The 21311-nt window shown below is 71.8% G+C and carries 21 protein-coding genes; 7 read left to right on the plus strand and 14 right to left on the minus strand.

What is annotated here, in order from left to right:
* Positions 1 to 282 precede the first annotated feature (282 nt).
* The 4 genes from fgd to AB0M82_RS23880 form a co-directional block, all read right to left on the minus strand.
* Positions 283 to 1287 carry a glucose-6-phosphate dehydrogenase (coenzyme-F420) gene (fgd, locus tag AB0M82_RS23865; RefSeq protein ID WP_364725600.1) on the minus strand — a complete coding sequence of 335 codons (1005 nt, stop codon included), beginning with the start codon at positions 1285 to 1287 and terminating at the stop codon, positions 283 to 285.
* Positions 1288 to 1348: 61 nt separating this feature from the next.
* Positions 1349 to 2176, minus strand: a complete 828-nt coding sequence (locus AB0M82_RS23870; protein ID WP_364725603.1) for an LLM class F420-dependent oxidoreductase — start codon at positions 2174 to 2176, stop codon at positions 1349 to 1351.
* A gap of 166 nt (positions 2177 to 2342) precedes the next feature.
* The gene (locus AB0M82_RS23875) at positions 2343 to 3179 is read right to left on the minus strand and encodes an oxidoreductase (RefSeq protein WP_364725605.1); all 837 of its coding nucleotides are present in this window, start codon (positions 3177 to 3179) and stop codon (positions 2343 to 2345) included.
* 57 nt (positions 3180 to 3236) lie between these two features.
* A complete protein-coding gene (locus AB0M82_RS23880; protein ID WP_364725608.1) occupies positions 3237 to 4790 on the minus strand; it encodes an MFS transporter in 1554 nt (517 codons plus the stop codon).
* A 182-nt stretch (positions 4791 to 4972) separates the two neighbouring features.
* On the opposite strand from AB0M82_RS23880, the gene AB0M82_RS23885 reads away from it, so the two are divergent.
* Complete coding sequence (locus AB0M82_RS23885; RefSeq protein WP_364725611.1) at positions 4973 to 5419, plus strand: MarR family transcriptional regulator; 447 nt, start codon at positions 4973 to 4975, stop codon at positions 5417 to 5419.
* Between the two features lie 117 nt (positions 5420 to 5536).
* Entirely contained in the window at positions 5537 to 7102 is a 1566-nt protein-coding gene (locus tag AB0M82_RS23890) for an FAD-dependent monooxygenase (protein WP_364725614.1), read from the plus strand.
* A 240-nt stretch (positions 7103 to 7342) separates the two neighbouring features.
* On the opposite strand, the gene AB0M82_RS23895 is transcribed toward AB0M82_RS23890, so the two are convergent.
* Genes AB0M82_RS23895 through AB0M82_RS23915 form a run of 5 tightly spaced genes read right to left on the minus strand, consistent with a single transcriptional unit; the run spans position 7343 to position 11537 of the window.
* Positions 7343 to 8002 (minus strand): HAD-IB family hydrolase, encoded by a 660-nt coding sequence (locus AB0M82_RS23895; RefSeq protein ID WP_364725617.1) that lies wholly within the window; start codon positions 8000 to 8002, stop codon positions 7343 to 7345.
* Complete coding sequence (locus AB0M82_RS23900; protein WP_364725620.1) at positions 7999 to 8946, minus strand: AfsA-related hotdog domain-containing protein; 948 nt, start codon at positions 8944 to 8946, stop codon at positions 7999 to 8001. The genes AB0M82_RS23895 and AB0M82_RS23900 overlap by 4 nt, the downstream gene beginning before the upstream one ends.
* Positions 8943 to 10058, minus strand: coding sequence for a beta-ketoacyl synthase N-terminal-like domain-containing protein (locus AB0M82_RS23905; protein WP_364725623.1), 1116 nt, complete (start codon positions 10056 to 10058; stop codon positions 8943 to 8945). Before AB0M82_RS23905 ends, AB0M82_RS23900 begins: the two co-directional genes overlap by 4 nt.
* On the minus strand, positions 10058 to 11278 hold the full coding sequence (locus AB0M82_RS23910) for a beta-ketoacyl-[acyl-carrier-protein] synthase family protein (RefSeq protein WP_364725626.1): 1221 nt from the start codon (positions 11276 to 11278) through the stop codon (positions 10058 to 10060). Before AB0M82_RS23910 ends, AB0M82_RS23905 begins: the two co-directional genes overlap by 1 nt.
* Positions 11271 to 11537 (minus strand): acyl carrier protein, encoded by a 267-nt coding sequence (locus tag AB0M82_RS23915; protein ID WP_364725629.1) that lies wholly within the window; start codon positions 11535 to 11537, stop codon positions 11271 to 11273. The genes AB0M82_RS23910 and AB0M82_RS23915 overlap by 8 nt, the downstream gene beginning before the upstream one ends.
* Before the next feature lie 172 nt (positions 11538 to 11709).
* Between AB0M82_RS23915 and AB0M82_RS23920 the strand changes: the two genes are divergently transcribed.
* From AB0M82_RS23920 to AB0M82_RS23930, 3 genes are all read left to right on the plus strand, one after another.
* Positions 11710 to 12756: a ketoacyl-ACP synthase III family protein gene (locus AB0M82_RS23920; RefSeq protein WP_364725632.1), complete on the plus strand. Its 1047-nt coding sequence runs from the start codon at positions 11710 to 11712 to the stop codon at positions 12754 to 12756.
* A 446-nt stretch (positions 12757 to 13202) separates the two neighbouring features.
* Positions 13203 to 14324, plus strand: coding sequence for a histidine kinase (locus AB0M82_RS23925; protein ID WP_364725635.1), 1122 nt, complete (start codon positions 13203 to 13205; stop codon positions 14322 to 14324).
* A 13-nt stretch (positions 14325 to 14337) separates the two neighbouring features.
* Positions 14338 to 15024: a response regulator transcription factor gene (locus AB0M82_RS23930; RefSeq protein ID WP_364725638.1), complete on the plus strand. Its 687-nt coding sequence runs from the start codon at positions 14338 to 14340 to the stop codon at positions 15022 to 15024.
* A 27-nt stretch (positions 15025 to 15051) separates the two neighbouring features.
* Here the strand turns inward: AB0M82_RS23930 and AB0M82_RS23935 are convergent, their stop codons facing one another.
* Together AB0M82_RS23935 and AB0M82_RS23940 are read right to left on the minus strand one after the other, a co-directional pair.
* Positions 15052 to 15837, minus strand: coding sequence for an alpha/beta fold hydrolase (locus AB0M82_RS23935; protein WP_364725641.1), 786 nt, complete (start codon positions 15835 to 15837; stop codon positions 15052 to 15054).
* Positions 15834 to 16649 carry an NAD(P)H-binding protein gene (locus tag AB0M82_RS23940; protein WP_364725644.1) on the minus strand — a complete coding sequence of 272 codons (816 nt, stop codon included), beginning with the start codon at positions 16647 to 16649 and terminating at the stop codon, positions 15834 to 15836. The genes AB0M82_RS23935 and AB0M82_RS23940 overlap by 4 nt, the downstream gene beginning before the upstream one ends.
* Positions 16650 to 16716: 67 nt before the next feature.
* Between AB0M82_RS23940 and AB0M82_RS23945 the strand changes: the two genes are divergently transcribed.
* Positions 16717 to 17088 carry a helix-turn-helix domain-containing protein gene (locus AB0M82_RS23945; RefSeq protein WP_364725647.1) on the plus strand — a complete coding sequence of 124 codons (372 nt, stop codon included), beginning with the start codon at positions 16717 to 16719 and terminating at the stop codon, positions 17086 to 17088.
* Between the two features lie 36 nt (positions 17089 to 17124).
* Here the strand turns inward: AB0M82_RS23945 and AB0M82_RS23950 are convergent, their stop codons facing one another.
* The 3 genes from AB0M82_RS23950 to AB0M82_RS23960 all read right to left on the minus strand — a co-directional run bounded on the left by AB0M82_RS23950 (position 17125) and on the right by AB0M82_RS23960 (position 20142).
* Positions 17125 to 18696 (minus strand): carbohydrate-binding protein, encoded by a 1572-nt coding sequence (locus AB0M82_RS23950; protein ID WP_364725650.1) that lies wholly within the window; start codon positions 18694 to 18696, stop codon positions 17125 to 17127.
* Positions 18697 to 18814: 118 nt separating this feature from the next.
* A complete protein-coding gene (locus tag AB0M82_RS23955; protein WP_364725653.1) occupies positions 18815 to 19261 on the minus strand; it encodes a nuclear transport factor 2 family protein in 447 nt (148 codons plus the stop codon).
* A gap of 5 nt (positions 19262 to 19266) precedes the next feature.
* Positions 19267 to 20142: an LLM class F420-dependent oxidoreductase gene (locus tag AB0M82_RS23960; protein WP_364725656.1), complete on the minus strand. Its 876-nt coding sequence runs from the start codon at positions 20140 to 20142 to the stop codon at positions 19267 to 19269.
* A gap of 148 nt (positions 20143 to 20290) precedes the next feature.
* Between AB0M82_RS23960 and AB0M82_RS23965 the strand changes: the two genes are divergently transcribed.
* Positions 20291 to 21094, plus strand: a complete 804-nt coding sequence (locus tag AB0M82_RS23965; protein ID WP_364725658.1) for a hypothetical protein — start codon at positions 20291 to 20293, stop codon at positions 21092 to 21094.
* The last annotated feature ends 217 nt before the right edge of the window (positions 21095 to 21311 follow it).

Raw genomic sequence — 21311 nt, forward strand, 5'->3', positions numbered from 1 at the left:
CCAATGTGGCGTTCGGTGCGTCCAGCGCACCCAAAGTGGCGTTCGGTGCGTCCAACGCACCCAAAGTGGCGTTCGGTGCGTCCAACGCACCCAAAGTGGCGTTCGGTGCGTCCAACGCACCCAAAGTGGCGTTGGTTGCGTCCAACGCTCCCAAAGTGGCGTTCGGTGCATCCAACGCACCCAACGCCACATTGGGGCGCTTCGCGCCGGCCGGATCCGGGCTGACCTGCGGGTTCTGGCCTTTCTCGCGGCGGCTGCGGCGCTGGGGCCGTCGCTCTGTTGCTAGGCCAGCTCTCGGAGGCCTGGGAGGACCTGGTCCGCGAACGTTCGCAAGAAGCGCTCCTGGTCGTGGCCCGGGCCGTGGAACACCAGGTGGTTGAAGCCCGCCTCCACGTACCCGCGTACCTGGTCCACCGCCTCGCCCGGGTCTGATGTCACTATCCAGCGGCGGGCCACCTGGTCGATCGGGAGCTCGTCCGCCGCCTTCTCCATCTCCGTGGGGTCCTCGATGCCCGCCTTCTGCTCCGGCGTCAGCGACAGCGGGGCCCAGAACCGCGTGTTCTCCCGCGCCCGCTCGGGGTCCGGGTCGAACGACAGCTTGATCTCGATCATCCGGTCCACCGCCGACTCCGGACGGCCCGCCTGGGCCGCTCCCTCCGCCACCGCCGGCAGGAGCTTCTCCGTGTACAGCTCCATCCCCTTGCCGCTCGTGCAGATGAACCCGTCGCCCTGGCGGCCGACGTACTTCGCCATCACCGGGCCGCCCGCCGCGATGTAGATCGGGATCCCGCCCGGTGGGCGGTCGTAGACCGTCGCCGCCGTGGTGCGGAAGTACTCGCCGTCGAACGTCACCCGCTCCTCGCGCCACAGCAGGCGCATCAGCTCCACCGCCTCGCGCAGCCGGGCGAAGCGCTCCTTGAAACCCGGCCACTCGATGCGGGCCACCGCCACCTCGTTCAGCGCCTCACCGCTGCCGACGCCGAGGATGACCCGGCCCGGGTACAGGCAACCCAGTGTGCCGAACGCCTGCGCCAGCACCGCCGGGTTGTAGCGGAACGTCGCCGTCAGCACGCTCGTGCCCAGCATGATCCGCGACGTCCGTTCGCCGACCGCCGAAAGCCAGGACAGCGAGAACGGCGCGTGCCCGCCCGTGTGGCGCCACGGCTGGAAATGGTCGCTCACCAGCACGCTGTCCAGCCCGACCCGCTCGGCGAGCACCGCGTACTCGACCAGCTCCCGCGGCCCGAACTGCTCGGCCGACGCCTTGTACCCGATCTTCAGTGCCATACCGTCCTCCTGCCGGGAAGCCCACGGCCGCTCGGCGCGGCCGTGGGCTCGGTGTGCGTGGTCAGCCCTCGATGCGGGCGTTGCGCGCGTCGCGCCAGGCCAGGGCCTTGCGCAGCTCCGTCAGGTCGTGCGGGGACCACAGGACGAGGGTGAACAGCGTGACGCCGGTGTCGGCGTACGCGTCGGCGAGCTCGAGCCCCGCCCATTCCTGCGAACGCTCGATCTCCGTGTGGTCGCGGCCGATCGCCTCGGCGCTCTCCCGCAGGATCTTGTTCTTGTGCGCCAACGTGTCCAGGGTGTCGAAGTAGTGCCAGATGTCGCCGTACCGCGCGACCAGCGGCAGGGTCTTCTTCTCGCCACCACCGCCGATCAGGATCGGAATCTTGCGCACCGGCGGCGGGGTGAGCACGGAAAGGCGGTGCTCGATCCGCTCCAGGCACTCGGCGAAATGCTTCATGCGGGAGGCGACGGTGCCGAATTCGTACCCGTATTCGACGTAGTCCTTTTCGTACCAGCCCGCGCCGACGCCGAGGATCAGCCGGCCGCCGGAAATGTGGTCCACCGTGCGGGCCATGTCCGCGAGCAGGTCCGGGTTGCGGTACCCGACCCCGGTGACCAGGCAGCCGATTTCGATGTTCGACGTCTGCTCGGCCCACGCCGTCAGCACCGACCAGCCTTCGAAGTTGTCGACGTCGAGCTGCTCGCCGCTGACCGAGATGGTGCCCGCCGGGTCGATGTTGGCGTTGTGCGGCACGTGGAAGTGGTCGTAGCTGAAGAGCACGTCCGTGCCAAGGTCCTCGATCTCCCGGACCTTGTCGCGCAGTTTCTGGTACGTGATCCCGGAACCGCCCTGCACGAGCTGGACACCGATGCGCACCGGCTTGGCCATGAATGATCCCTTTCGCGGATGCCTGGTTTCTTCGCTGTACGGCAAAGATATCCGCCCGGGCCGGTGCGCCGACATATCACTTTAGTTCAGTTAAATCCGCGCGGCCTCGAAAAGAAAGCCCGGCCTGCGATTCGCGAACCGCGGGCCGGGCTTTTCCAAGCGAGGATCAGGCGGGGTAGTCCGCCCCGCGGCAGACCGCTTCCCAGGCGTCCAGCTCGGCCCGGGCCTTGTCCAGGCTGTCGAGGATCGTCTCGTGCGCCTCGCCGCCGAGCGCGAGCCGCAGCGGCGGGTGCTCCGCTTCGATCGCCTTGATGATGGCCTCCGCCGCGCGGACCGGGTCGCCCCGCTGGACGCCGTTCGCGTCGGCGAGCGCGTTCTGCACCGGGCCGACGATCTCGCGGTAGACGTCGCCGGTTTCGGTGAACTCGATGACGTCCGGCTCGTTGAACTTCGTCCGGAACGGACCCGGCTCGACGATCAGGACGTTGATGCCGAGCTGCCTGACCTCCAGCGAAAGCGCTTCCGACCAGCCCTCGAGCGCGAACTTCGTCGCGGAGTAGGCGCTGATGCCCGGGAAGGAGTACCGGCCGGCCTGGCTGCTCATCTGCACGATCGAGCCGGAGCCCTGGGCGCGCATGCCCGGCAGCACGGCCCGGGTGATCGCGGCCGGGCCGAACAGGTGCAGGTCCATCAGCCCGCGCAGCTCTTCGTCGCCGATCTCCTCGGCCGAGCCGATCAGGCCGCGGCCGGCGTTGTTGACCAGGACGTCGATCCGGCCGTGCTCGGCGATGACCTCGCCGACGGCGGCGTCGATCCGGGCCCGGTCGGTGACGTCGAGTTCGACGACGCTGACGCGGTCGGGGTGGGCCTCGGCGAGGTCCTTCACCGACTCCGGACGGCGGACGGCGGCCGCGACGATGTCGCCCTTGGCGAGCGCCGCGTCCGCGAGAGCGCGGCCGAAGCCGGCGGACGCCCCGGTGATCAACCAGACACGTTGGCTCATGGGTGTTGTGCTCCTCGGTGTTGTTCTCTTGTGGACAGTGCGAGTGGTCCGAGCGGGTCAGGCCGCGGTGCTCGCGGCCGGTTCTTCGGCGGGCCGGGCGGGCGCCGCCCCGCGCTCCCTGGTCAGCAGGCCGACCATGAGCGCGCCGAGCAGGGCGACCACGGCGATCGACCCCATGCCGGCGTGCAGTGCCTCGGTGTAGGCGGCTTCCGCGGCGGCGCGCAGGGCCGGAGCGGGGCCGGGCCCGGCCGCCACCGCGCCCGCCATGTCGCCCTGCAGCAGTTTGGCCGTGACGGCGCCGGCGACGCCGTCGCCGAGCGGTCCGGCGAGACGGGCCTGCGTGACGGCGGTGAGCAGCGAGCCGAGGATCGCGATGGCGACCGACTCGCCGCCGAGGCGCATCGTGTTGAACACCCCCGCGGCCATGCCGGCCCGGGCGGGTTCGACCGACGAAACCGCCGCGCCGTCGAGGATCGCGAGCGACACGCCGAAGCCGGCCCCGATCAGCAGCAGCGGCCCGGCGAGCCCACCGGCCCCGGTGTGCGCCGGGACCACGGCCAGCCAGCCGGCCCCGGCCGCCACCAGCAGCATCGTGCCGACCAGCAGCACGCGCCTGCTGATCTGGTGGGCGACCGAGCTGATCAGCACGGGCATCACCAGCGTCGGGCCCGTGAGCAGGATCAGCAGCAGCCCGGCGGAGCGGGCACTCATCCCGTGCACCGCCATGAAGTACGCGGGAAGCGCGATCAACGGGGCGACGAACCCGAAGGCCAGCAGCACCGGCATGGCGCAGATGGCCAGGAAGCGTGGTTCGGTGAACAGGGAGACGTCGATCATCGGGTGCTCGGCCCGCCGTTCGACCCGGACGAACACCGCCAGCAGCACCACGAACGCGGCGAACGAGCCCAGCACCAGCGGGCTGGTCCAGCCGGCCGTCGGCCCCTCGACGACCGCGAGCACGAACAGCGAGAGCCCGAGGGTGAACGTGATCGCGCCGGGCCAGTCCAGGCCGGCCGGGTGCGCGTCCCGCGACTCGGGCAGCATCGGGACCACCGCGAGCGGCGGCAGCAGGACCACGGCCGCGACCACGAAGAACGCGCGCCAGCTGCCGAGCGAGGTGACCAGCACCCCGGCGATGAGCGGCCCGAACGCCAGTCCCAGGCCGATCGCGGTGCCGAAGAGCCCGAACGCCCGGGTGCGCGCGCGGCCTTCGAAGCTGTGGGCCAGCAGCGCGCTGCCGCCGGTGATCACGCACGCCGCGCCGATGCCCGCGAGCACCCGGGCGGCGATGAGCAGGCCGATCGCCGGCGCGAAGGCCGCCACCAGCATGGCGGCGCTGAACAGCGCGATGCCGGCGCCGAACATCCGGCGACGGCCGGTGAGGTCGGCGAGCGACCCGCTGATCGCCATGAAACTGGCGAAGGTCAGGAAGAACGCGTTGACCACCCACTGCGCGGCGCTGAGCCCGGTGTGCAGGCTGCTGCTGACGTCGGGCAGCGCGACCGACGCGCCGGTCGCGGTGACCGGCACCAGCACGATCGCGGCGCAGACGACGGTGAGCGTGAGTCCCGGCCTGGCCCGGCCCCGCAGGGCAGCTGCGGCGTTGACCACGATTGAAGGCCCTTCCGTTTCCCTGATGCCTGATGAGTATTCGAACCCTGATGTACAGAAGACATGGAAGCAGCATCCGGCGGGGTTCGTCAAGCCGCAGGGTTCTCCCCTGCATACGAAGCCTGATAGTCTGGTTCGCGCACCTTGGCGCAGCTGGAGCTGCTCGACACGAATGAGGTCCCATGGGCGTCGAAGAACGCATCGCCGAAGGACTCGAGTCGCGCCTCGGCACATTTCTGAAGCGCGGCGAACAGGCGCTGATGGCCGAAAAGGCCCGGGTGCTCAAGCCGTTCGGGCTGTCGGTGCCGCAGTATGCCGCCCTGCTCGCGCTGTCGCAGGCCCCGCTGTCGGGCGCGCAGCTCGCCCGCATCTGCTACGTGACCCCGCAGAGCATGGCCTCGCTGCTGGCGAACCTGGAGGCGAAGAAGCTGGTCGAGCGCACGCCGTCGGACGTCCACGCGCAGGTGCTCGTCGCCAAGCTGACCCGCGGCGGGTTCGCCACCTTCCGGAAGGCGAACGAGGCGGCGCTCGCCGTGGAGAAACGGCTGTCCGCGGCGTTCACCGACGACGAGGAGAAGACCCTGCGCGAGCTGATGCAGCGCGCGATCATCACGCTGTCGGAGCACTGACACCCACTTCTTTGGTGACACCGGGGGTGGTCTTCCGGGACATCCGGACCGGTTCCCGCCCCGCGCGCCCCTAGCGTGCGGAACGGAGAAGCGTCCGTATGACGAGGGAGAAGTGCGTTGAGGGACGAACAGGTGCTGATCGTCGGGGCGGGACCGGTGGGCATGTTGCTGGCCTGTGAGCTGCTGCAGCAAGGCGTGCCGGTGCGGCTGGTCGACGCCGCGCGGGAGCACTCCGCGCATTCGCGGGCCACCATCGTGTGGCCGCGGCTGCTGGAACTGCTGCGGCACACGGACATCGCGGACCGCGTCGCCGCGGCGGGCCACCCGCTCGACGGCGTCAGCTACTTCTCGCACGGCCGCCCGCTCGGCACGGCGTGGATGAACCGGCTGACGGACACGCCGTACCCGTTCGCGGTGGGCATCGCCCAGAGCGAGACGGAGGCGATCATCGAGGGACGGCTCGCGGAGCTCGGCGGCAAGATCGAACGCGGGGTGCGGCTGAGCGAGATCCGCGACGCCGCCGGGCCCCGGCCGATCGCGGTCCTGGAGGGCCCGGACGGCACCACCGAGACCGTCCGGACCCGGTGGCTGATCGGCGCCGACGGGGCACACAGCCTGGTGCGCAAGCAGCTCGGCACGTCTTTCGAGGGGGCCGAGTTCGACGTCAGCTTCGCGGTCACCGACGCCGAGGTGCGGGGTGACATCCCGCTGAACGTGCTGAGCTACTGCTACTCCCCCGCGGGCAGCCTCGCGTTCGCCCCGCTCGGCGGCGGGATCAGCCGGGTCGCGGTCAGCGTCCCGCACGCCACCGACGACACGCCGCCGTCGCGCGAGTTCTTCCAGTCCGTCGTGGACGAACGCGGTCCCGGCCGGAACGTCCTGGGCGAGCTGCGGTTCAGCGCGACCTTCCGGGTGCACGCCCGGATCGCTTCGCGGTTCCGCGCCGGGCACTGCCTCCTGGCCGGCGACGCCGCGCACATCATGAGCCCGGCCGGCGCGCAGGGGATGAACACCGGGCTGCAGGACGCGGTCAACCTCGGCTGGCGGCTGGGCGGCGTGCTGCGCGGCACGCTGCCGGAGCGGGTCGTCGACGGCTACGACCGCGAGCGCCGCGACGCCGCGCACGCGGTTGCCCGCACCACCACGCTGCAGACCGACTGGGGCCTGCTGCGCAAGAGCCGGCACATCGCGGTCCGCGACGTCGTCCTGCGCTCCGCCGACGCCGCCGGGGTGATCCAGCGCGGGCTCGCGCCGCTCGTGGCGCAGACCGGCGTCCGGTACCCGGCCAAGCCGCGCCGGCTGCTGGCGCGAGGCCTGCCGGGAGCCCGCCGGGTCCAGCCGGGCGAGCGGCTGCCGGTGCTGCCGGTCGGAGACCCGGCGGACGCCGAGGTGCGCGTGGCCGGGCGGTCCTGGACGGCGATCCCGGCCGATCGCTTCACGGTGCTCGCCTGGCCGGGCCACCGCACGCCGGCCCGCTGGGCGGAGCTGGTCGGGCAGGTGCGCGAGGTGGCCGCGGCCGCGGAGGCCACCGTCACCGAAGCGCGTTACGCCGAAGGCCCGCTGGCGGACGCGCTCGGCCGCGCGCCCGTCTTCGCCGTCGTCCGGCCGGACGGCTACCTGCGGGCGACCGTCGGACTGTCCGGAGTGGACGGTCTGGCGGCGGTGCTGGCCCGTCCGGAGTGAGACCGGCGCGGCCCGGCTCATGCGCCCCAATGTGGCGTTCGGTGCGTCCAACGCAACCAACGCCACATTGGGGCGCTACCGGCCGACCGAACGTCCGGCCCCGGCCCGGCCGATGTTTCCGGTCACAGCACCAGCGGACAGGCGAACGGCGCGCCCGGGACACCGGACGCGCCGTTCGCGGACACCGGAACGCTCCTGGCGGCCGGGGGAGGAAGCCACCAGGAGCGTTCCGAAGAAGGATCAGCCGGGAACGCCGGCCAGGCTGCGCCACCCGTGGCCGGCCGCGACCGTGGCCAGCTCCGGGTCCGCGCCGACGGCGACCGGGTGGCCCACCAGCCGCAACAGGCCGAGGTCCGACGAGTGGTCGCCGTAGGCGTGACAATCGGCGGCCGCCACGCCGCTTTCGGCCAGCAGCTCCCGCGCCGCTTCGGCCTTCGCGTCGCCGATCATCGCGCGGGCGATCCCGCCGGTGAGGACGCCGTCGCGGACCTCCAGCTCGGTGCAGCACACGACGTCGGCGCCGCAGTACTCCGCCACCGGGTCGAGCACCGCCCGGAACGAGCCGGACAGGAACACCACCCGCGCGCCGGCCGCCTTGTGCTCGCGCAACGCGGCCAGGACGTCGCCGTGGAACAGGCCGCCGCGCCGCTGGTGGTCGGCGAACCACGCGCGGCCGATGCCGGCCACCTTCGCCGCCTCGCAGCCGGCGAACCGCCGGTAGAACAGCTGGTTCGCCTGGGCACGCGGCACTCCCGGACCCAGCAGGGCGCGGGCCCGCGCGGAGGCCTCGTGCTGTTCCCGCTCGCTCAGCCCCGCGGCGGCGAGGTAGTAGTCGTAGAAGTCGAACATGCTCTTCACCGAGATGAGCGTTTCGTCGACGTCGAAGAACGCGAACATCATGCCTCCGGAAGGGTTACGTCGACTTCGGCGACGACCACGCCGCCCTGCACCGCCGTCATCCGGGACGCGCCGGGCGCGGCCAGCGGGACCGCGGTCAGCTCCACCGGGGCGTCGACCTCGGCGAACCGGTCGAACCGGCCGTCGACGCGGGTCGCCACCCGGCCGCCGGACGCGCCCCCGGTCATCAGCAGCCCGAGCTGGCTCGCGGCCTCGCTGAGCACCATGGCCGGCACGTGGTCGTACGGATGGTCGTACATGCTGCGGTTGCGGTGGGTCCGTGGGCTCAGCCACGCGTGGAGCGCGTCCGCTTCGGCGCGCAGCCCGTCCAGCACGACGTTCGACGGCTGGCGGCGGTCCACATCGGACGGTGGCACCGGCGGCCCGGCCGGGTCCGCGGGCAGCGCGAACGCCGTCGCGAGGTCCCGCCCCCGCTGCATCCGCCGCAGCGCGAGGTACTGCTCGGAGGGCGCGCAGCCGATGTCCATGACCAATTCGCCGACGTCACGGCCGTCGAGCTCGAGGGTCATCGCGAAGCCGAGGCGGCGCACCTGCCCGCCACGCGCGTGCCGGTCCACCGTGGCCTCGACGCGCAGCTCGCCCGGCCGGTCCCCGCAGCGCAGCGCGGGCCGGCCCGCGAGCTCGAGCCGCCACGACCGGACCAGGAACGCCGTGTCACGGGGCAGCCGCTGGTGCACGTGGGCGCCGTAGGTCATGGCCTGGCGGCCGGCCTCCAGCACCTGCAGCGGGTCGTAGACGTCTTCGGCCGCCACGCGGTCGCGGAAGTACCCGTGCGACAGCGGGAGCTGCGCGGCCGCGGCGAAGCGCGTCTCGTCCAGCCGGTGGTAGCCGGTCAGGAAGACCTCGGACAGCGACCACCGGTGCAGCAGATCGCGCGAAACCGTGCGGTCGGTGGTCAGGGTGGCGGGTTCGGCGATCGTGGTCACGGCACCTCTCCAGGCGAAGCGGGCAGGTCGACGACGAGGCAGCCGGCCGAGCCGTCGGTCCCGACCGAGGTGAGCAGGGCGAGGCCGCCGTCCGGGCCCGGGTTCGCGAGCGCGGCAGCCAGTTGCAGGGCGGCGCCGGCGGCGTGGGCCTCGCCGACGGTCCCGGCGATCTCCAGGCATGGCGGCGCACCGGCGCCGAAGACCGCGCGCAGCGCGCGTTCCTCGACCGCGGCCCAGCCCCGGCGGCCACGGGCACCGGGCACGACCGTGGTGACGTCCGCGGCGGTGACGCCCGCGCGGGCGAGCGCGGTCCGGACGGTCCGGGCCAGCAGCGCGGACACGGCGGCCGGGCCGTCGGCGGTGAACGCCGTTTCGCACGCCAGGATCCGGCCGAGCCGTCGGCCGGCGGCGGTGCCGGGCGCGTCGAGCGTGAAGACCGCGCAGCCCTCCGCCAGCGGGGTGTCCGCCGCCAGCGCGTTTCCGTGGTGCCAGGCCCATGCCGCTTCCGGCGAGAGCTCCTCCACCGCACCGGCCAGCATCCGGTCGGCGTGACCGTTGCGCAGCGCCTGGGCGGCGTAGCGCACCGCGTGCAGCCCGGCGACCGGTCCGCCCGAGACCGTGGCGTTGACCCCGGTGAGGCCGGTGCGGATGGCGGCCCGGCCGGCCGCCGAGACCATCATCGTGCTCGGGAACCCCGACGGGTTGACGAGGTAGGGCCGAGCCTGCTGAAAGGTGTCGCGCAGCAGGTCGAGCACCGCGCGGGCACTGCCCATCGACGTCCCGAGCACGATCCCGGTCCGGTCCGCGCCGGGGCCCTCCCGGGTCGCGTCGAGCGCGGCCAGGCAGGCCGCCATGGCCAGCTGCTCGCTCCGGCTGAGCCGGGCGATCCCCCGGCTGCCCAGCGTTTCCGCCGGATCGAACCCGGCCACCGGGGCGACGGCGAGCGGCGGCCAGTCCGGCTCGTCGGACGCCGTCCTCGGCAGGGGGCTGCGCCACCCGGTCCCCCGCAGGGCGGCCAGTCCCGGCCCGGCGGCGCTGAGCACGCCGCAGCCGGTGATGTCGGCGACGGCGGTGGCCGGCCGGGTGCCGTCGAGTTCGAGCACCGCGGTCATCAGGCGGCCACCTTCCCGAAGAGCGTGACGGCGTTGTTGCCGCCGAAGGCGAACCCGTGGTTCTGCGCCACGCGCACCCGGGCCTCGCGCGCGACGCCGGGCACGCAGTCGAGGTCCGGCCCGAGCTCCGGGTCCGGCTCGCGCAGCGTGGCGTTCGGCGGCAGGAAGCCCTCGTCGAGGGCGACACAGGAGATCAGCGCACCGAACCCCGCCGCGGCGCCCATCGTGTGTCCCAGCACCGACTTCACCGAGCTGATCGGCGGGACCCGCGCGCCGAACACCTCGCGCACGGCGGCGACCTCGGCGGCCTCGTTGGCACGCGTGCCGGTGCCGTGCGCGCAGACGTAGTCGACCTCTTCGGGCTTGATCCCGGCCTGGCGCTGGGCGATCCGGATGCATTCGGCGATCGACGCGGCGTCGGGGTTGGTCATGTGCCGCGCGTCGCAGGTCATCCCGTAGCCGAGCACCTCCGCGTAGACGCGCGCGCCCCGGGCGAGCGCGTCGTCGAGCGGCTCCAGCAGCAGGGCGACCCCGCCTTCGGCGGTGACGATCCCGTCGCGGTCCTTGTCGAACGGCCGCGGCACGTCGCGGGCCAGCGCGCCGAGCCGGTGGAAACCGGCGTGCGTGGCGCGGTTGGCCGCGTCCGCGCCACCGCACAGCGCGTAGTCCGCTTCGCCGGTGCGCACCAGGTCGAAGGCGTAGCCGATCGCGTAGTTCGCGGCGGCGCACGCGGTGCCGAAGGTCATCGTCTCGCCGGTGAGGCCCAGTTCGGCGGCGACGGCCGCGGCGATCCGGCCGGCGTCGGTCCGCCCGGCCAGCTCCGGCGAGACGGCGTCCGTGCCCTGGCCGACCACCTGCTCGGCCAGCCGCTCCAGCACCTGGGATTCGCCGTTGGTCGTGCCGAAGCTGCTGGCCGTCCGCGCGGCGGCGAGCGAGCCGGGGCCGAGCCCCGAGTCGCTCACCGCCTCGCGTGCGGCCGTCGCGGCGAACCACCCGGAACGACCCCAGCGGCCCGGACGGCGCAGGTGCGCGGCCGGCTCGAAGCCGCGGACCTCGCCGGCCAGGGTGTGGTCGAAGCCGGCGGCGTCGAACTGCTCGATCGGGCCGATCCCGCTGCGCCCGGCCTTGATCCCGGCGACCAGCGCGTCCTTGCCCGTGCCGAACCCGCTCACCGCGCCGAGGCCGGTGACGGCGACCCGCCGGACGGCGGGCTCAGACATGACTGGGCTCGCTGTACTTCTCCGCGATGGCATAGGCGGCGGGCAAATCCGGCAAGTCGGTCATTTCGTCTTTCGGGATGCGGATCCCGAGCTGACGCTCGAACCGCGCGAACATCTCGATGACCAACAGCGAATCGGCGCCGAAGTCGTCGATGAAACTGCTCTCCTCGGTCAGCTCCGCGGTGTCGATCTCGAGGACGTCGAGCACGATCTGCCGCACCTTCTCGCGCAGGTCGCCGGAAATCGCGGTCGAACTCATCTTGTGCCTCCCCTGAATTTGACTGATCCCGTTCGGGCCACCGAATCAAAACGCGTGCCGCGCGCCATCGGCAAGCACTTCCAAAGTGACAGCACTTCCGCCGGAGGACACAGTGACCCGGCTATTCCGCACTGGCAGCGTGGCGAGCACGACCAGGGCTCGGGAGGATGCTGTGCGAATCGAATCGATCGGAATCGCGGCGGCCGAACTGTGGCTGCCGCCGGGCCGGGAGCTGGCCACGACCGCGGTCGCCGAAGGCAGGCTGCGGGCCAGGGAAGCGGCGGACCTCGGGCACCCCGAGGTGCCCGACGCCGGCGGCGAGGCGCCGCCGGAACTGGCCGTCGCGGCCGCCGCCGGCGCGCTCAAGCAGGCCGCCGCGGACCCGGCCGATCTGGCCGTCGTCTGCCACGCGTCGATGTACTACCAGGGTCACGACCTGTGGTCGCCGGCGCACTACGTCGCCGCCCAGCTCGGCGCGAAGGGCGCGATCCCGGTCGGCGTGCAGCAGGTGTGCAACGGCGGGGTCGCCGGGATCGAGCTGACGGCGACCCGCCTGGCCGCGACGCACGCGGCCGAACCCGACCGCGCGCACACCGGCCTCGTGACCACCGCGGACCGGTTCACCGCACCGGGTTTCGACCGTTGGGCGGCCGACTACGGGGTCGTCTACGGCGACGGGGCGACGGCCGTGCTGCTGCGCGCGCCGTCGACGCCCGCGGATGCCTTACGGGTGCGTTCGGTCGTCACCGTGGCCGCACCGGAACTGGAGGCGATGCACCGTGGCGCGGACCCGTTCGCCCCGGCGGCACGGATGCGCCGCGAGCGCGTCGACATGCGGGCGACGAAGCGCGCCTACCTGGCCGACCACGGGAACGAGGCGTTCCTGGCCGCCAACCGGCGGGCCATCGCCGAGATCGTGGCGACCGCGCTGGCCGAGGCCGGCCTCGGCCCGGACGACCCGCGCCTGACCTGCGCGGTGCTGCCGCGGTTCGGACGCAAGGCGCTCGACACGCTGTGGCGGCCGTCGCTGGCCGGTTGCCTGCGCACCGAACTCGTCGACTTCGGCCGCACGACCGGGCACCTCGGCGCGGGCGACGCGCTCGCCGGCGTCGCCGAACTCGCCGCGCAACGGCTCCTCGAGCCGGGTGAAGCCGCGCTGGTGTTCAGCGCGGGCGCCGGGTTCACGTGGTCGTGCCTGGCGGTCGAAGCGCCGGAATGAGGTTCTCCCGAAGCGGATGCCCACTACCGCGACAAATCCGTATTCACCCGATCGGCCGATCGGAAACCGCGAGCGAATCGGGCCCGCCGTCCCGGAGCCGGCGCAATCACGACGAATCGGACGACGGCCGAGCCGATCATTTTTCCCTTGGCGGGCAGCGGACTCCGTTCCGGTGACGGCACAAACGCCGACACAGCCCCGGAACCACCGTTGTTTGTGACTCATGTCACCGGGGGTCCGGTGAGCAATCTGCTTGCCCACTCGCCAACTGCGGGTATGGTTCGGTAATCTCGCACTGTCGCGAGGCCTTAGAGGCCGTCTGGGGGCAGGCAGATCGATCGGAACGACACGGTCAGGGTCCGCTCTCGAGCGTCACTCAATTCGCCGCCAGAGCCGGCTGCGTGCGGAAAATCGTGAACATATGTGAACATGGGGGTGTTCTCATCGTGCGCTCGCACCGAATGGGCGAACGGTTCGGTCGCCGCATTCCGGAAATCGTCGGCCGGTACCGCGAAACACTGCTGCGCCTGGCCAACCGGCTCGGCACGACGCCGGAACTGTGGGTGGTTTCGGAAAAGCACGCCGTGTTGATGCTCGAAGCCTGCGCCCGCGTGCTCGACCTCCCTCCGGAGGACGCCACGGACCGGGCCGGGGAAGAGGACCTGCTCGCCTCGACCGCGATCGGCGGCCTCTGGGCCGGGTCCCAGGCCCGGCTGGTCGACCTCCTCAGCGCGATGGAGGCCCTCCAGCGGCACGCGTTCGACGCCGTCGTCGAACTGGCGGCGGCGATCCCGGCCGCGGACCGGGCCGCCGTGATCGCCCGTGCGGCGACCGCCATCGGCGAGATCGGTTCCCTGCACGCCCGCAACGCCGCGCAGAACTACGACGCCTACCTGCTCCGGCAGATCGAGCAGGCCAACTCGGCCGAGCGCGTGAAGCTCGCCCGCGAGCTTCACGACCGGCTGGGCAACACCCTGATGCTGGCGTTCCGCCACCTCGAGCTGTACCGGGTGACCACGGGCTCGCAGCCGCGTGGGGAGCGGCACTTCGCGGCGATCCGGGCGGCCCTGCGCGAGGCGACCGGGTTCGCCCGCGACCTCATTTCGGGCCTGCGCTCGGAGGCGCCGCTGACGAACCTGGCCGAGGCGATCGGCGACTGCGTCGAAACGCTGAACCTGCGCGGCCTGCCCGTGGACATTGCCGTGCACGGCGACGAAACCTGGCTGCCCGCGCACCACCGGGACGAGATCTTCCTGGTGGTGCGCGAGTTCCTGCGCAACTCCTTCGCCCACGCGATGGCGTCGTCGATCTCGGTCCGGATCCGGATCAGTCCCGCGCTGGCCGAGATCGAGGGCGCCGACGACGGCCGGGGGTTCGTCCTCGGCGAAGCCGGCGGGCGAGGCAGCGGCCTGTCTTCGATGCGCGAACGGACCGAGCACCTCGGTGGCCAGTTTTCGCTGTTCACCAAGCCCGGCTGGGGAACCCGGATGGTGGCCTGGGTGCCGTTGCCGCGCGAAACCGCGGTCGCCGACGTCGCCGCGCCGCTGCGGCCCGCCACCCTCGGCTGAACGGACGCCCACCGTGGACACCATCCGCATCCTGCTCGTCGACGACCACACGCTGCTGCGCACGGCACTGGCCGAGTTGCTGGCCGCCGAGGACGACCTGGAGGTCGTCGCCGTGGCCGGCAGCGCGGGCGAGGCCGTGCGCCAGGCCCGCGCGCACCAGCCGCACGTCGTGCTGCTGGACCTGGAGATGCCGGGCAACGACCACCCGCCGAGCACCGTGCGCGCCGTGCAGCAGGCCGCTCCCGGCGCGCGCATCCTGATCCTGACCATGCACGACGCGTCGAACCTGGTGCAGTCCCTGCTTCCGCTCGGCATCGCCGGGTTCCTGCACAAGAGCATCACCCACGAGGCGCTGGCCGCCGCGGTCCGCGGCGCCCACGCACCGGGCGGCCCGGTGACGGTGTCCCTGTCGGCGGCACAGCTGGTCGCGCCCGACCCGCCCGACGTGGGGCTCCTCTCCCCGCGTGAAGCGGAGGTGCTCGAACTGGCGTCCCACGGCCTCAGCAACTACCAGATCGCCCGTCGCCTCAACATCGTCGAAGGCACGGTGAAGCGGCACATGCGCAGCATCTTCGAGAAGCTCGAGGCCCGCTCCCGCGTGGAGGCCGCCAACCGGGCCGTTGCGCTCGGGCTGATCTCGCCCCCGGTGGTCGCCCGGCCCGGGCGAACCGCGTTCCCGGCCTCCCTGGGGTCGCCCTAGGACGCTTTGCGGGGCGGTGGATCGTGCTCAGGGCAGCCAGGCCGCCAGCGTCTTCGCGATCAGCTCCGGCTGGTCCTCCGGGGTGTGGTGGCCCGCCACCACCGGGTGGCGCACCACCTTCAGCGACGCGAAGTTCGCCGCGCACCAGTCGATCATCGACGGCGTCAGCATCGTGCCGTGCCCCGGCTCGAACGTGATCAGCAGCTTCGGGATCTCCGGGGTCGACCCCAGCCAGCGGCCGAACGCCTCGATCCGGGCCACCACCGGGGCCGGTTCGCCGCCCAGCGGCAACGAGCGCGCCCACCGCAACAGCGGCCGGCGCGACTCGTCCGTCGGATACGGGCGGGCGTACTCCGGCGGGAGCCCGTCGAGGAAGCCGCCGATCATCGACTCGCCGACGCCCGGGGTCTTGATCGCGCGGAACAGCTCCGCGCCGTCCGGCGGGAATTCTTCCCACGTCATCGGCTTCAGGACCGCTTCCGTGAACGCCAGACCGCGGACCCGCGAAGGGTGCTTCGACGCCCAGTCCGCCGCCAGCGCACCACCCCAGTCGTGGCCGATCAGGACCACGTCGTCCAGGTCCAGGGCGTCGAACCAGGCCGCCAGATAGCGTGCGTGGTCGTCGAACGAATACTCGATGTCCGGCTTGCCCGAGTCGCCCATGCCGATGAGGTCCGGGGCCAGCCGCCGCCCCGGCAGGGACGGCAGCACGTCTCGCCACAGGTAGGACGACGTCGGGTTGCCGTGCAGGAACACCAGCGGCGCACCGGCTCCGATGTCCACAAAGGACATGTTGGAATCCAGGATTTTCATTTGAACACCGCCGCGTTGCGTGCCGCCCACTCGGAGAACGGCCGCGGTGGGCGGCCGAGGACGCGCTCGACGGCGGGGCTGACGCGCTGCTCGCCGGGCGTCGGTGCGCCCAGGACGTCCAGCGTCACGTCGGCCACGTGCTCCGGCATGAAGCCGAGCAGCACCGCGCGGGCCTGCTCGCGCGTCTGCGCAACGAACCGCACCGGCTCGCCGAGCACCTCTCCGATCATCGCCGCCTGCTCGCGCGGCGTGATCGCGGCCGGGCCGGTCAGCACGTACTCCGCACCCGCGTGGCCGTCCTCCCGCAACGCCGCCGCGGCGACCGCCGCGATGTCGTCCGGATCGACCACCGGCAGCGCGACGTCACCGAACGGCGCCACCACCTCCCGCGACGAACGCACGCTTTCCGACCACTGCAAGGTGTTCGACGCGAACGCGCCCGGCTGGAGCATCGTCCACTCCAGACCCGAAGCGCGCACGGAGTCCTCGAGCACCGTGGGGTGCCGCCCGGTGGCGACACCTTGCGAAGACAGCAACACCACCCGGCCGACACCGCTCGAGCGAGCCCGGCCGAGCACTTCGTCCAGCGGCACGAAGGCGCCGGACACCATCAAGAACAGCGCCGACGCGCCGTCCAAAACAGACTCGAACGTCTCCGGCGTTGCCAGGTCGGCCTGGTGCACACGCACCCCGTCCGGCACGTCCGCCGCCGAAATCCGGCGGGAGACCGCCGTCACCTGCTCACCCGCCGCGGCCAGCGCCTGCACCAGCGGTCGTCCGACGTTTCCGGTTGCTCCCGTAATCACGATCATGGGAGCGAAGCTACCTTCCCGCGTATAGTAGGTACCTAGAGGAAAGTAATGGCTGGAGGCCCCGAAAGTGACCAGGACCACACCTACGCCCGAGCTGGCCTGCCCGATCGCCCCGGTGGTCGACATCGTCTTCAGCCGCTGGACGACGCCGATCCTGTGGACGCTCAACGAGTTCGGGCGAATGCGGTTCGTGGAGCTGGAGCGCCGCATCACCACGATCACCCCGAAGGTGCTCACCCAGCGGCTGCGGCAGCTGGAGCGCGACGGCCTCGTCGTGCGCACCTACCACGCCGAGGTCCCGCCGCGGGTGGAGTACGAGATCAGCGAGCTGGGCCGCAGCCTGGGCCCGCTGTTCGCGTCGCTCTCCGAGTGGTCGGGCAACCTCGGCAAGGTCGAAGCGGCCCGGGAGGCCTACGACTCCCGCTGTTCGACCAGGTAGCTTGCCGTGCGCCGCGCGCATCCCCGCGGCGAACGCTTACGGCGAGACGTCCACGTAGTCGAGGTTCGGCGGGCCCCCGTCCGTCGTCGCGGTGAGCCGGATCGTGTGCGAGCCCGCGGCCAGGCTCACCGCCTTCGTCACCGCGCTCCACGTCGTCCACGCGCCGGTCGCCGGGAACGGCACCCCGGCGGCCACCACCGTGCCGTCGACCGAGACGTCCACCGGACGCGCCGCCGTCGTGCCGTTCGCGTAGCCGAACGTCAGCGCTGACGCCGGCCCGGTCACCTCCCACTCGACGTAGCTGCCGAGGGCGTTGGCGCCGTTCGCGAAGCCGGTCCCGGAGTAGCCCGCGTGGTTCGCGTCGACCGTACCGCCCGCCGAGAGCGTCGCGGCTTCGGCTTCGTACCGCGTGGCGCTCCCGCCGGCCTTCGACACGCGGTACAGCACCGTCGCGTGGGACGGCACCGACGCGCTGATCGCCCCCGTCGTGGTCCGCGTCGCCTTGCTCCACAGGTCTTTGAGCGTGTACGACGACGCGCCGCCGATCCCGGTCGCGGACGCGGTCGTGCCGATCGTCGCCGTCGCCGACGTTTCGTTGGACAGCGCCACCGCCCGGTCGCCGTTCGACAGCACCTTGCTGTAGACGACCCGGCCGGCGTCCGCGCTCAGCACCGTCGCCTGCTTGCCCAGCGGGTCCTGGTCGAGCGCGATCACGTCGGTGTTCTTCAGGATCGTGAAGCTGTCGTCCGAGGCCTTCCGCAGGTCGCTGCCGATCAGCAGCGGCGCGGCCATCATCGCCCAGAGGCTGAAGTGCGTGCGGTACTCGGCCGCGGTCATCCCGCCGTTGCCGACCTCCAGCATGTCCGGGTCGTTCCAGTGACCGGGGCCGGCGTACTGCGCGAGGCCGCGGTTGGTCTGCGCCTTGCCGATCATGCTGGACCACTTGTCGGAGATGTCGCCGGTGGTGCGCCACAGGTTCCCGACCGGCGCGGCCCACGTCCACGGCTTGTTCTGGCCCCACTCGCAGATCGAGTACGCGATCGGGCGGCCGGACCTGGCGAGCGCGTCGCGCATCGCCTTGTAGCGCTGCTGCGCGTCGACGCCCTGGTTGTTGCAGTTGTCGTACTTGAGGTAGTCGACCCCCCAGGAGGCGAACAGGTTCGCGTCCTGCTGCTCGTGACCGAGCGCGCCGGGGAAGCCCGCCGTGTTGCAGGTCTTCGTCCCGGCACTGGTGTAGATGCCGAACTTCAGGCCTTTCGCGTGCACGTAGTCGGCAAGCGCCTTGATGCCGCCCGGAAAGCGCGCCGGGTCGGGGACGAGGTTGCCCGCGGAGTTCCGCGACGGCAGTGCCCAGCAGTCGTCGATGTTGACGTAGGTGTAACCGGCGTCCTTGAGGCCCTTGCTCACGAAGAGGTCGGCGATCCCTTTGATCATCGCTTCGTTGAAGTCGGCTCTGCAGTGCGTGGAGTTCCAGTTGTTGAAGCCCATGGGCGGCGTGCGCAGCAGCCCGTTTTCGAGGGCGAGCGCCTCGGACTGGCACACGACGAGACCGCTTGCCGCGAGCGCGAGCGCGGCGACCGCGCTCGCGATTCGGCGAGGTGAGGACATGCGTACTCCCGGTGGTGGAGACATCAGAGGTCTGCACCAGTTAGTAAAGAGTCCTGCCTAACCGGGAGTCAAGAGAGCATGTATCAGATATGAAATTGGGTTTCCGCTGGCCGGGACGCTATTCCCGCACCTGGCGCGCCGTCGCCATCGCGCGTTCGGTCTCCCAGAACGCCCGCATCGACGTGATCAGCCCGTCCTCGCCGACGCGGTAGACGAACACCCCGTCGGTGTCGACGCGGTACCCGCCCGGCAGATACGTCGTGATCGTCCCGACGTTGGCCACCTCGTCGCCCGCCGCGTGGGAGTCGCGGATGACGAACTCGAAGCGTTCCACGTTGGCGATCGTCATGTCCCAGAACGCGCTGATCCCCTCGCGGCCGTGGTGACCCTTGCCCTCGGCGTCGAACATCGACGGCCCGACCGGGTCCTCCACCACCCCGTCGGGCGCGAACAACGCCAGCCAGGCGTCCTTGTCCCCCGCCGTCGCCGCGGTCATCGACGCGAACGCCGCCCGCCGCGCCGGCGGCTGCTCTTTCCCGGTGTCCCAACTGACCTGCACGCCCATCGGAGTCACTCCTCGAACTTGGCGATGATTTCGGCCCCGAACTTGTGGATCGCCTCGAGCTTCGGCTCGACCGGCGCGTCGAACCCGACGCCGTCGAACACCCACGGCATGGTGATGACGTCGGTGACGCCGGCCTCGGCCTGCTCGCGGTAGCCGTCGAGACCGAACTTGTCGATGCAGACGGCCTGGTACTCGAACGGGTCACCGGCGCGGCCGCGCTCGGCCAGCAGCTCCCTCAGCCTGGCGATGGTGTCGCGCAGCTCGTCGAGCTTCATCATCGCCGACGACCAGCCGTCGGCGACCCGCGCGGCGCGCTTCAACGCGACCTCGGTGTGGCCGCCGATGTAGAACGGCACCCGGCTCGGCGGCGCCGGGCTCATCTGAATCTTGTCGAAGTCGTAGAACTCGCCGTGGTACTCGACCATGCCGCCGTCGAGGATCAGCCGGAGCACGTCGATGGCCTCGTCGACGCGCTTGCCGCGCCGCTCGAACGGCACGCCGCAGTACTCGAACTCCTGCGGCAGCCAGCCGACGCCCAGCCCGAGGCCGAACCGGCCGCCGGTGAGCACCGCCGCCGAGCCGACCTGGCGCGCCAGGAGCACGGGATTGCGCGAACCGAGCTTGAGCACCGACGTGTAGAAGCGGATCCGGCTGGTGACCGCGCCCATCGACGCGGTCGCCACGAGCGGGTCCACCCAGGGCGTCTCCGCGGTCCAGAACCGGCTGCCGTCGGGCGTGTACGGATAGTCCGTGTTCACCGTTTCGGCATAGAACAGCGAATCCGGCAGGGCAATGGAGGCGAAGCCGGCCTCTTCGGCGGCCCGGGCGAGCTCGCCCAGCTGATCGAGGGGGGTCATCGCGATCGACAGGGTGAACTTCATGGTGTCGAACTATAACGTGTTCTAGTTTCTTCGGCCAGGTCCGACGGTGTGCCGCGTCACCCGCCGGGAACCCTCCGCGTAGCGTCCGCGTTGTCCGAATCAAAGGTGACTTCCGGTCACCGGGGCACCGAGCTTCTGGGAGTGGTCCATGGGCACCGCGATCTTCCTGATCGTGCTCGTCGTCGTGATCGTCGGTGGCGGCCTCTATTTCTCGCGGCAGCGCGCCGCGGCCCGGCAGCGGGAACTCGACGACGCCAAGGCCGACGCCCGGCGCCTGGTCGAGCGGCTCGGCGGCCAGGTCCTCAACCTCAACGGCAACGACACCGCGTCGATGCAGGCGATGGCGGACGCCGCCGAGCGCTACAACGCGGCGGGCTCGCAGATGGAGCAGGCCCGCACGATCGAGCAGGCCCGGCTGGTCAAGGACACCGCCGTCGAGGGCCTCTACTACGTGCGCGCCGCGCGCGTCGCGATGGGCATGGATCCCGGTCCGCAGCTGCCCGAGGAGGCCGAGCGCGAGCGCGCCGGCAAGGTCACCGAGCGCCGCGAGGTGGACGTCGAGGGCCAGCACTACGCCGCCTCCCCCGACGCCGGCCAGGACACGCCGTACTACTACCCCGGCGGCCGCGTCGCCGGGCGTCCGGTGCCGCAGGGCTGGTACAGCGAGCCGTGGTGGAAGCCCGCGCTCGTCGCCGGCGCCTGGGGCATCGGGTCGATGTTCCTGTTCAGCGCGATGTTCTCCGGCATGGGCGGCATCGCCAGCGCCTCGGCCTGGGAGTCGGGCTACGACGCGGGCCAGCAGGACGCCCTCGAGTCCGGCGACATGGGCGGTGACGGCGGTGACGCCGGCGGCGACATGGGTGGCGATGGCGGCGGCGACTGGGGCGGCGGCGGCTTCGACGGTGGCGGGTTCGACGGCGGGGGCTTCGACGGCGGCGGCTTCGACTTCTGACCGCCACCAGCCTTCAAACGCCCCAATGTGGCGTTGGGTGCGTTGGATGCACCCAACGCCCAAGGTTGGGCAGTTGGCTGCGGCAGCGAGCGGTCAAACTGCCCGATTGGCCCGATTGGCCCGGTTTCAGGTGCACGCCCACAGCCGTGAATGTCGCATTGAGGGACATAGAGGGCGCTTAGTAGGCGAAGGCCGCGGGCCGCGGCTCGTCGGACTC

This window comes from Amycolatopsis sp. NPDC051128, from assembly GCF_040682715.1.
Classification (GTDB): domain Bacteria; phylum Actinomycetota; class Actinomycetes; order Mycobacteriales; family Pseudonocardiaceae; genus Amycolatopsis.

What these genes read in the sequence shown, in the direction of transcription:
- fgd (WP_364725600.1), bottom strand. Translation starts at nt 1,287, where the DNA reads ATGGCACTGAAGATCGGGTACAAGGCGTCGGCCGAGCAGTTCGGGCCG.
- AB0M82_RS23870 (WP_364725603.1), bottom strand. Translation starts at nt 2,176, where the DNA reads ATGGCCAAGCCGGTGCGCATCGGTGTCCAGCTCGTGCAGGGCGGTTCC.
- AB0M82_RS23875 (WP_364725605.1), bottom strand. Translation starts at nt 3,179, where the DNA reads ATGAGCCAACGTGTCTGGTTGATCACCGGGGCGTCCGCCGGCTTCGGC.
- AB0M82_RS23885 (WP_364725611.1), top strand. Translation starts at nt 4,973, where the DNA reads ATGGGCGTCGAAGAACGCATCGCCGAAGGACTCGAGTCGCGCCTCGGC.
- AB0M82_RS23895 (WP_364725617.1), bottom strand. Translation starts at nt 8,002, where the DNA reads ATGATGTTCGCGTTCTTCGACGTCGACGAAACGCTCATCTCGGTGAAG.
- AB0M82_RS23905 (WP_364725623.1), bottom strand. Translation starts at nt 10,058, where the DNA reads ATGACCGCGGTGCTCGAACTCGACGGCACCCGGCCGGCCACCGCCGTC.
- AB0M82_RS23910 (WP_364725626.1), bottom strand. Translation starts at nt 11,278, where the DNA reads ATGTCTGAGCCCGCCGTCCGGCGGGTCGCCGTCACCGGCCTCGGCGCG.
- AB0M82_RS23915 (WP_364725629.1), bottom strand. Translation starts at nt 11,537, where the DNA reads ATGAGTTCGACCGCGATTTCCGGCGACCTGCGCGAGAAGGTGCGGCAG.
- AB0M82_RS23935 (WP_364725641.1), bottom strand. Translation starts at nt 15,837, where the DNA reads ATGAAAATCCTGGATTCCAACATGTCCTTTGTGGACATCGGAGCCGGT.
- AB0M82_RS23940 (WP_364725644.1), bottom strand. Translation starts at nt 16,649, where the DNA reads ATGATCGTGATTACGGGAGCAACCGGAAACGTCGGACGACCGCTGGTG.
- AB0M82_RS23950 (WP_364725650.1), bottom strand. Translation starts at nt 18,696, where the DNA reads ATGTCCTCACCTCGCCGAATCGCGAGCGCGGTCGCCGCGCTCGCGCTC.
- AB0M82_RS23955 (WP_364725653.1), bottom strand. Translation starts at nt 19,261, where the DNA reads ATGGGCGTGCAGGTCAGTTGGGACACCGGGAAAGAGCAGCCGCCGGCG.
- AB0M82_RS23960 (WP_364725656.1), bottom strand. Translation starts at nt 20,142, where the DNA reads ATGAAGTTCACCCTGTCGATCGCGATGACCCCCCTCGATCAGCTGGGC.
- AB0M82_RS23965 (WP_364725658.1), top strand. Translation starts at nt 20,291, where the DNA reads ATGGGCACCGCGATCTTCCTGATCGTGCTCGTCGTCGTGATCGTCGGT.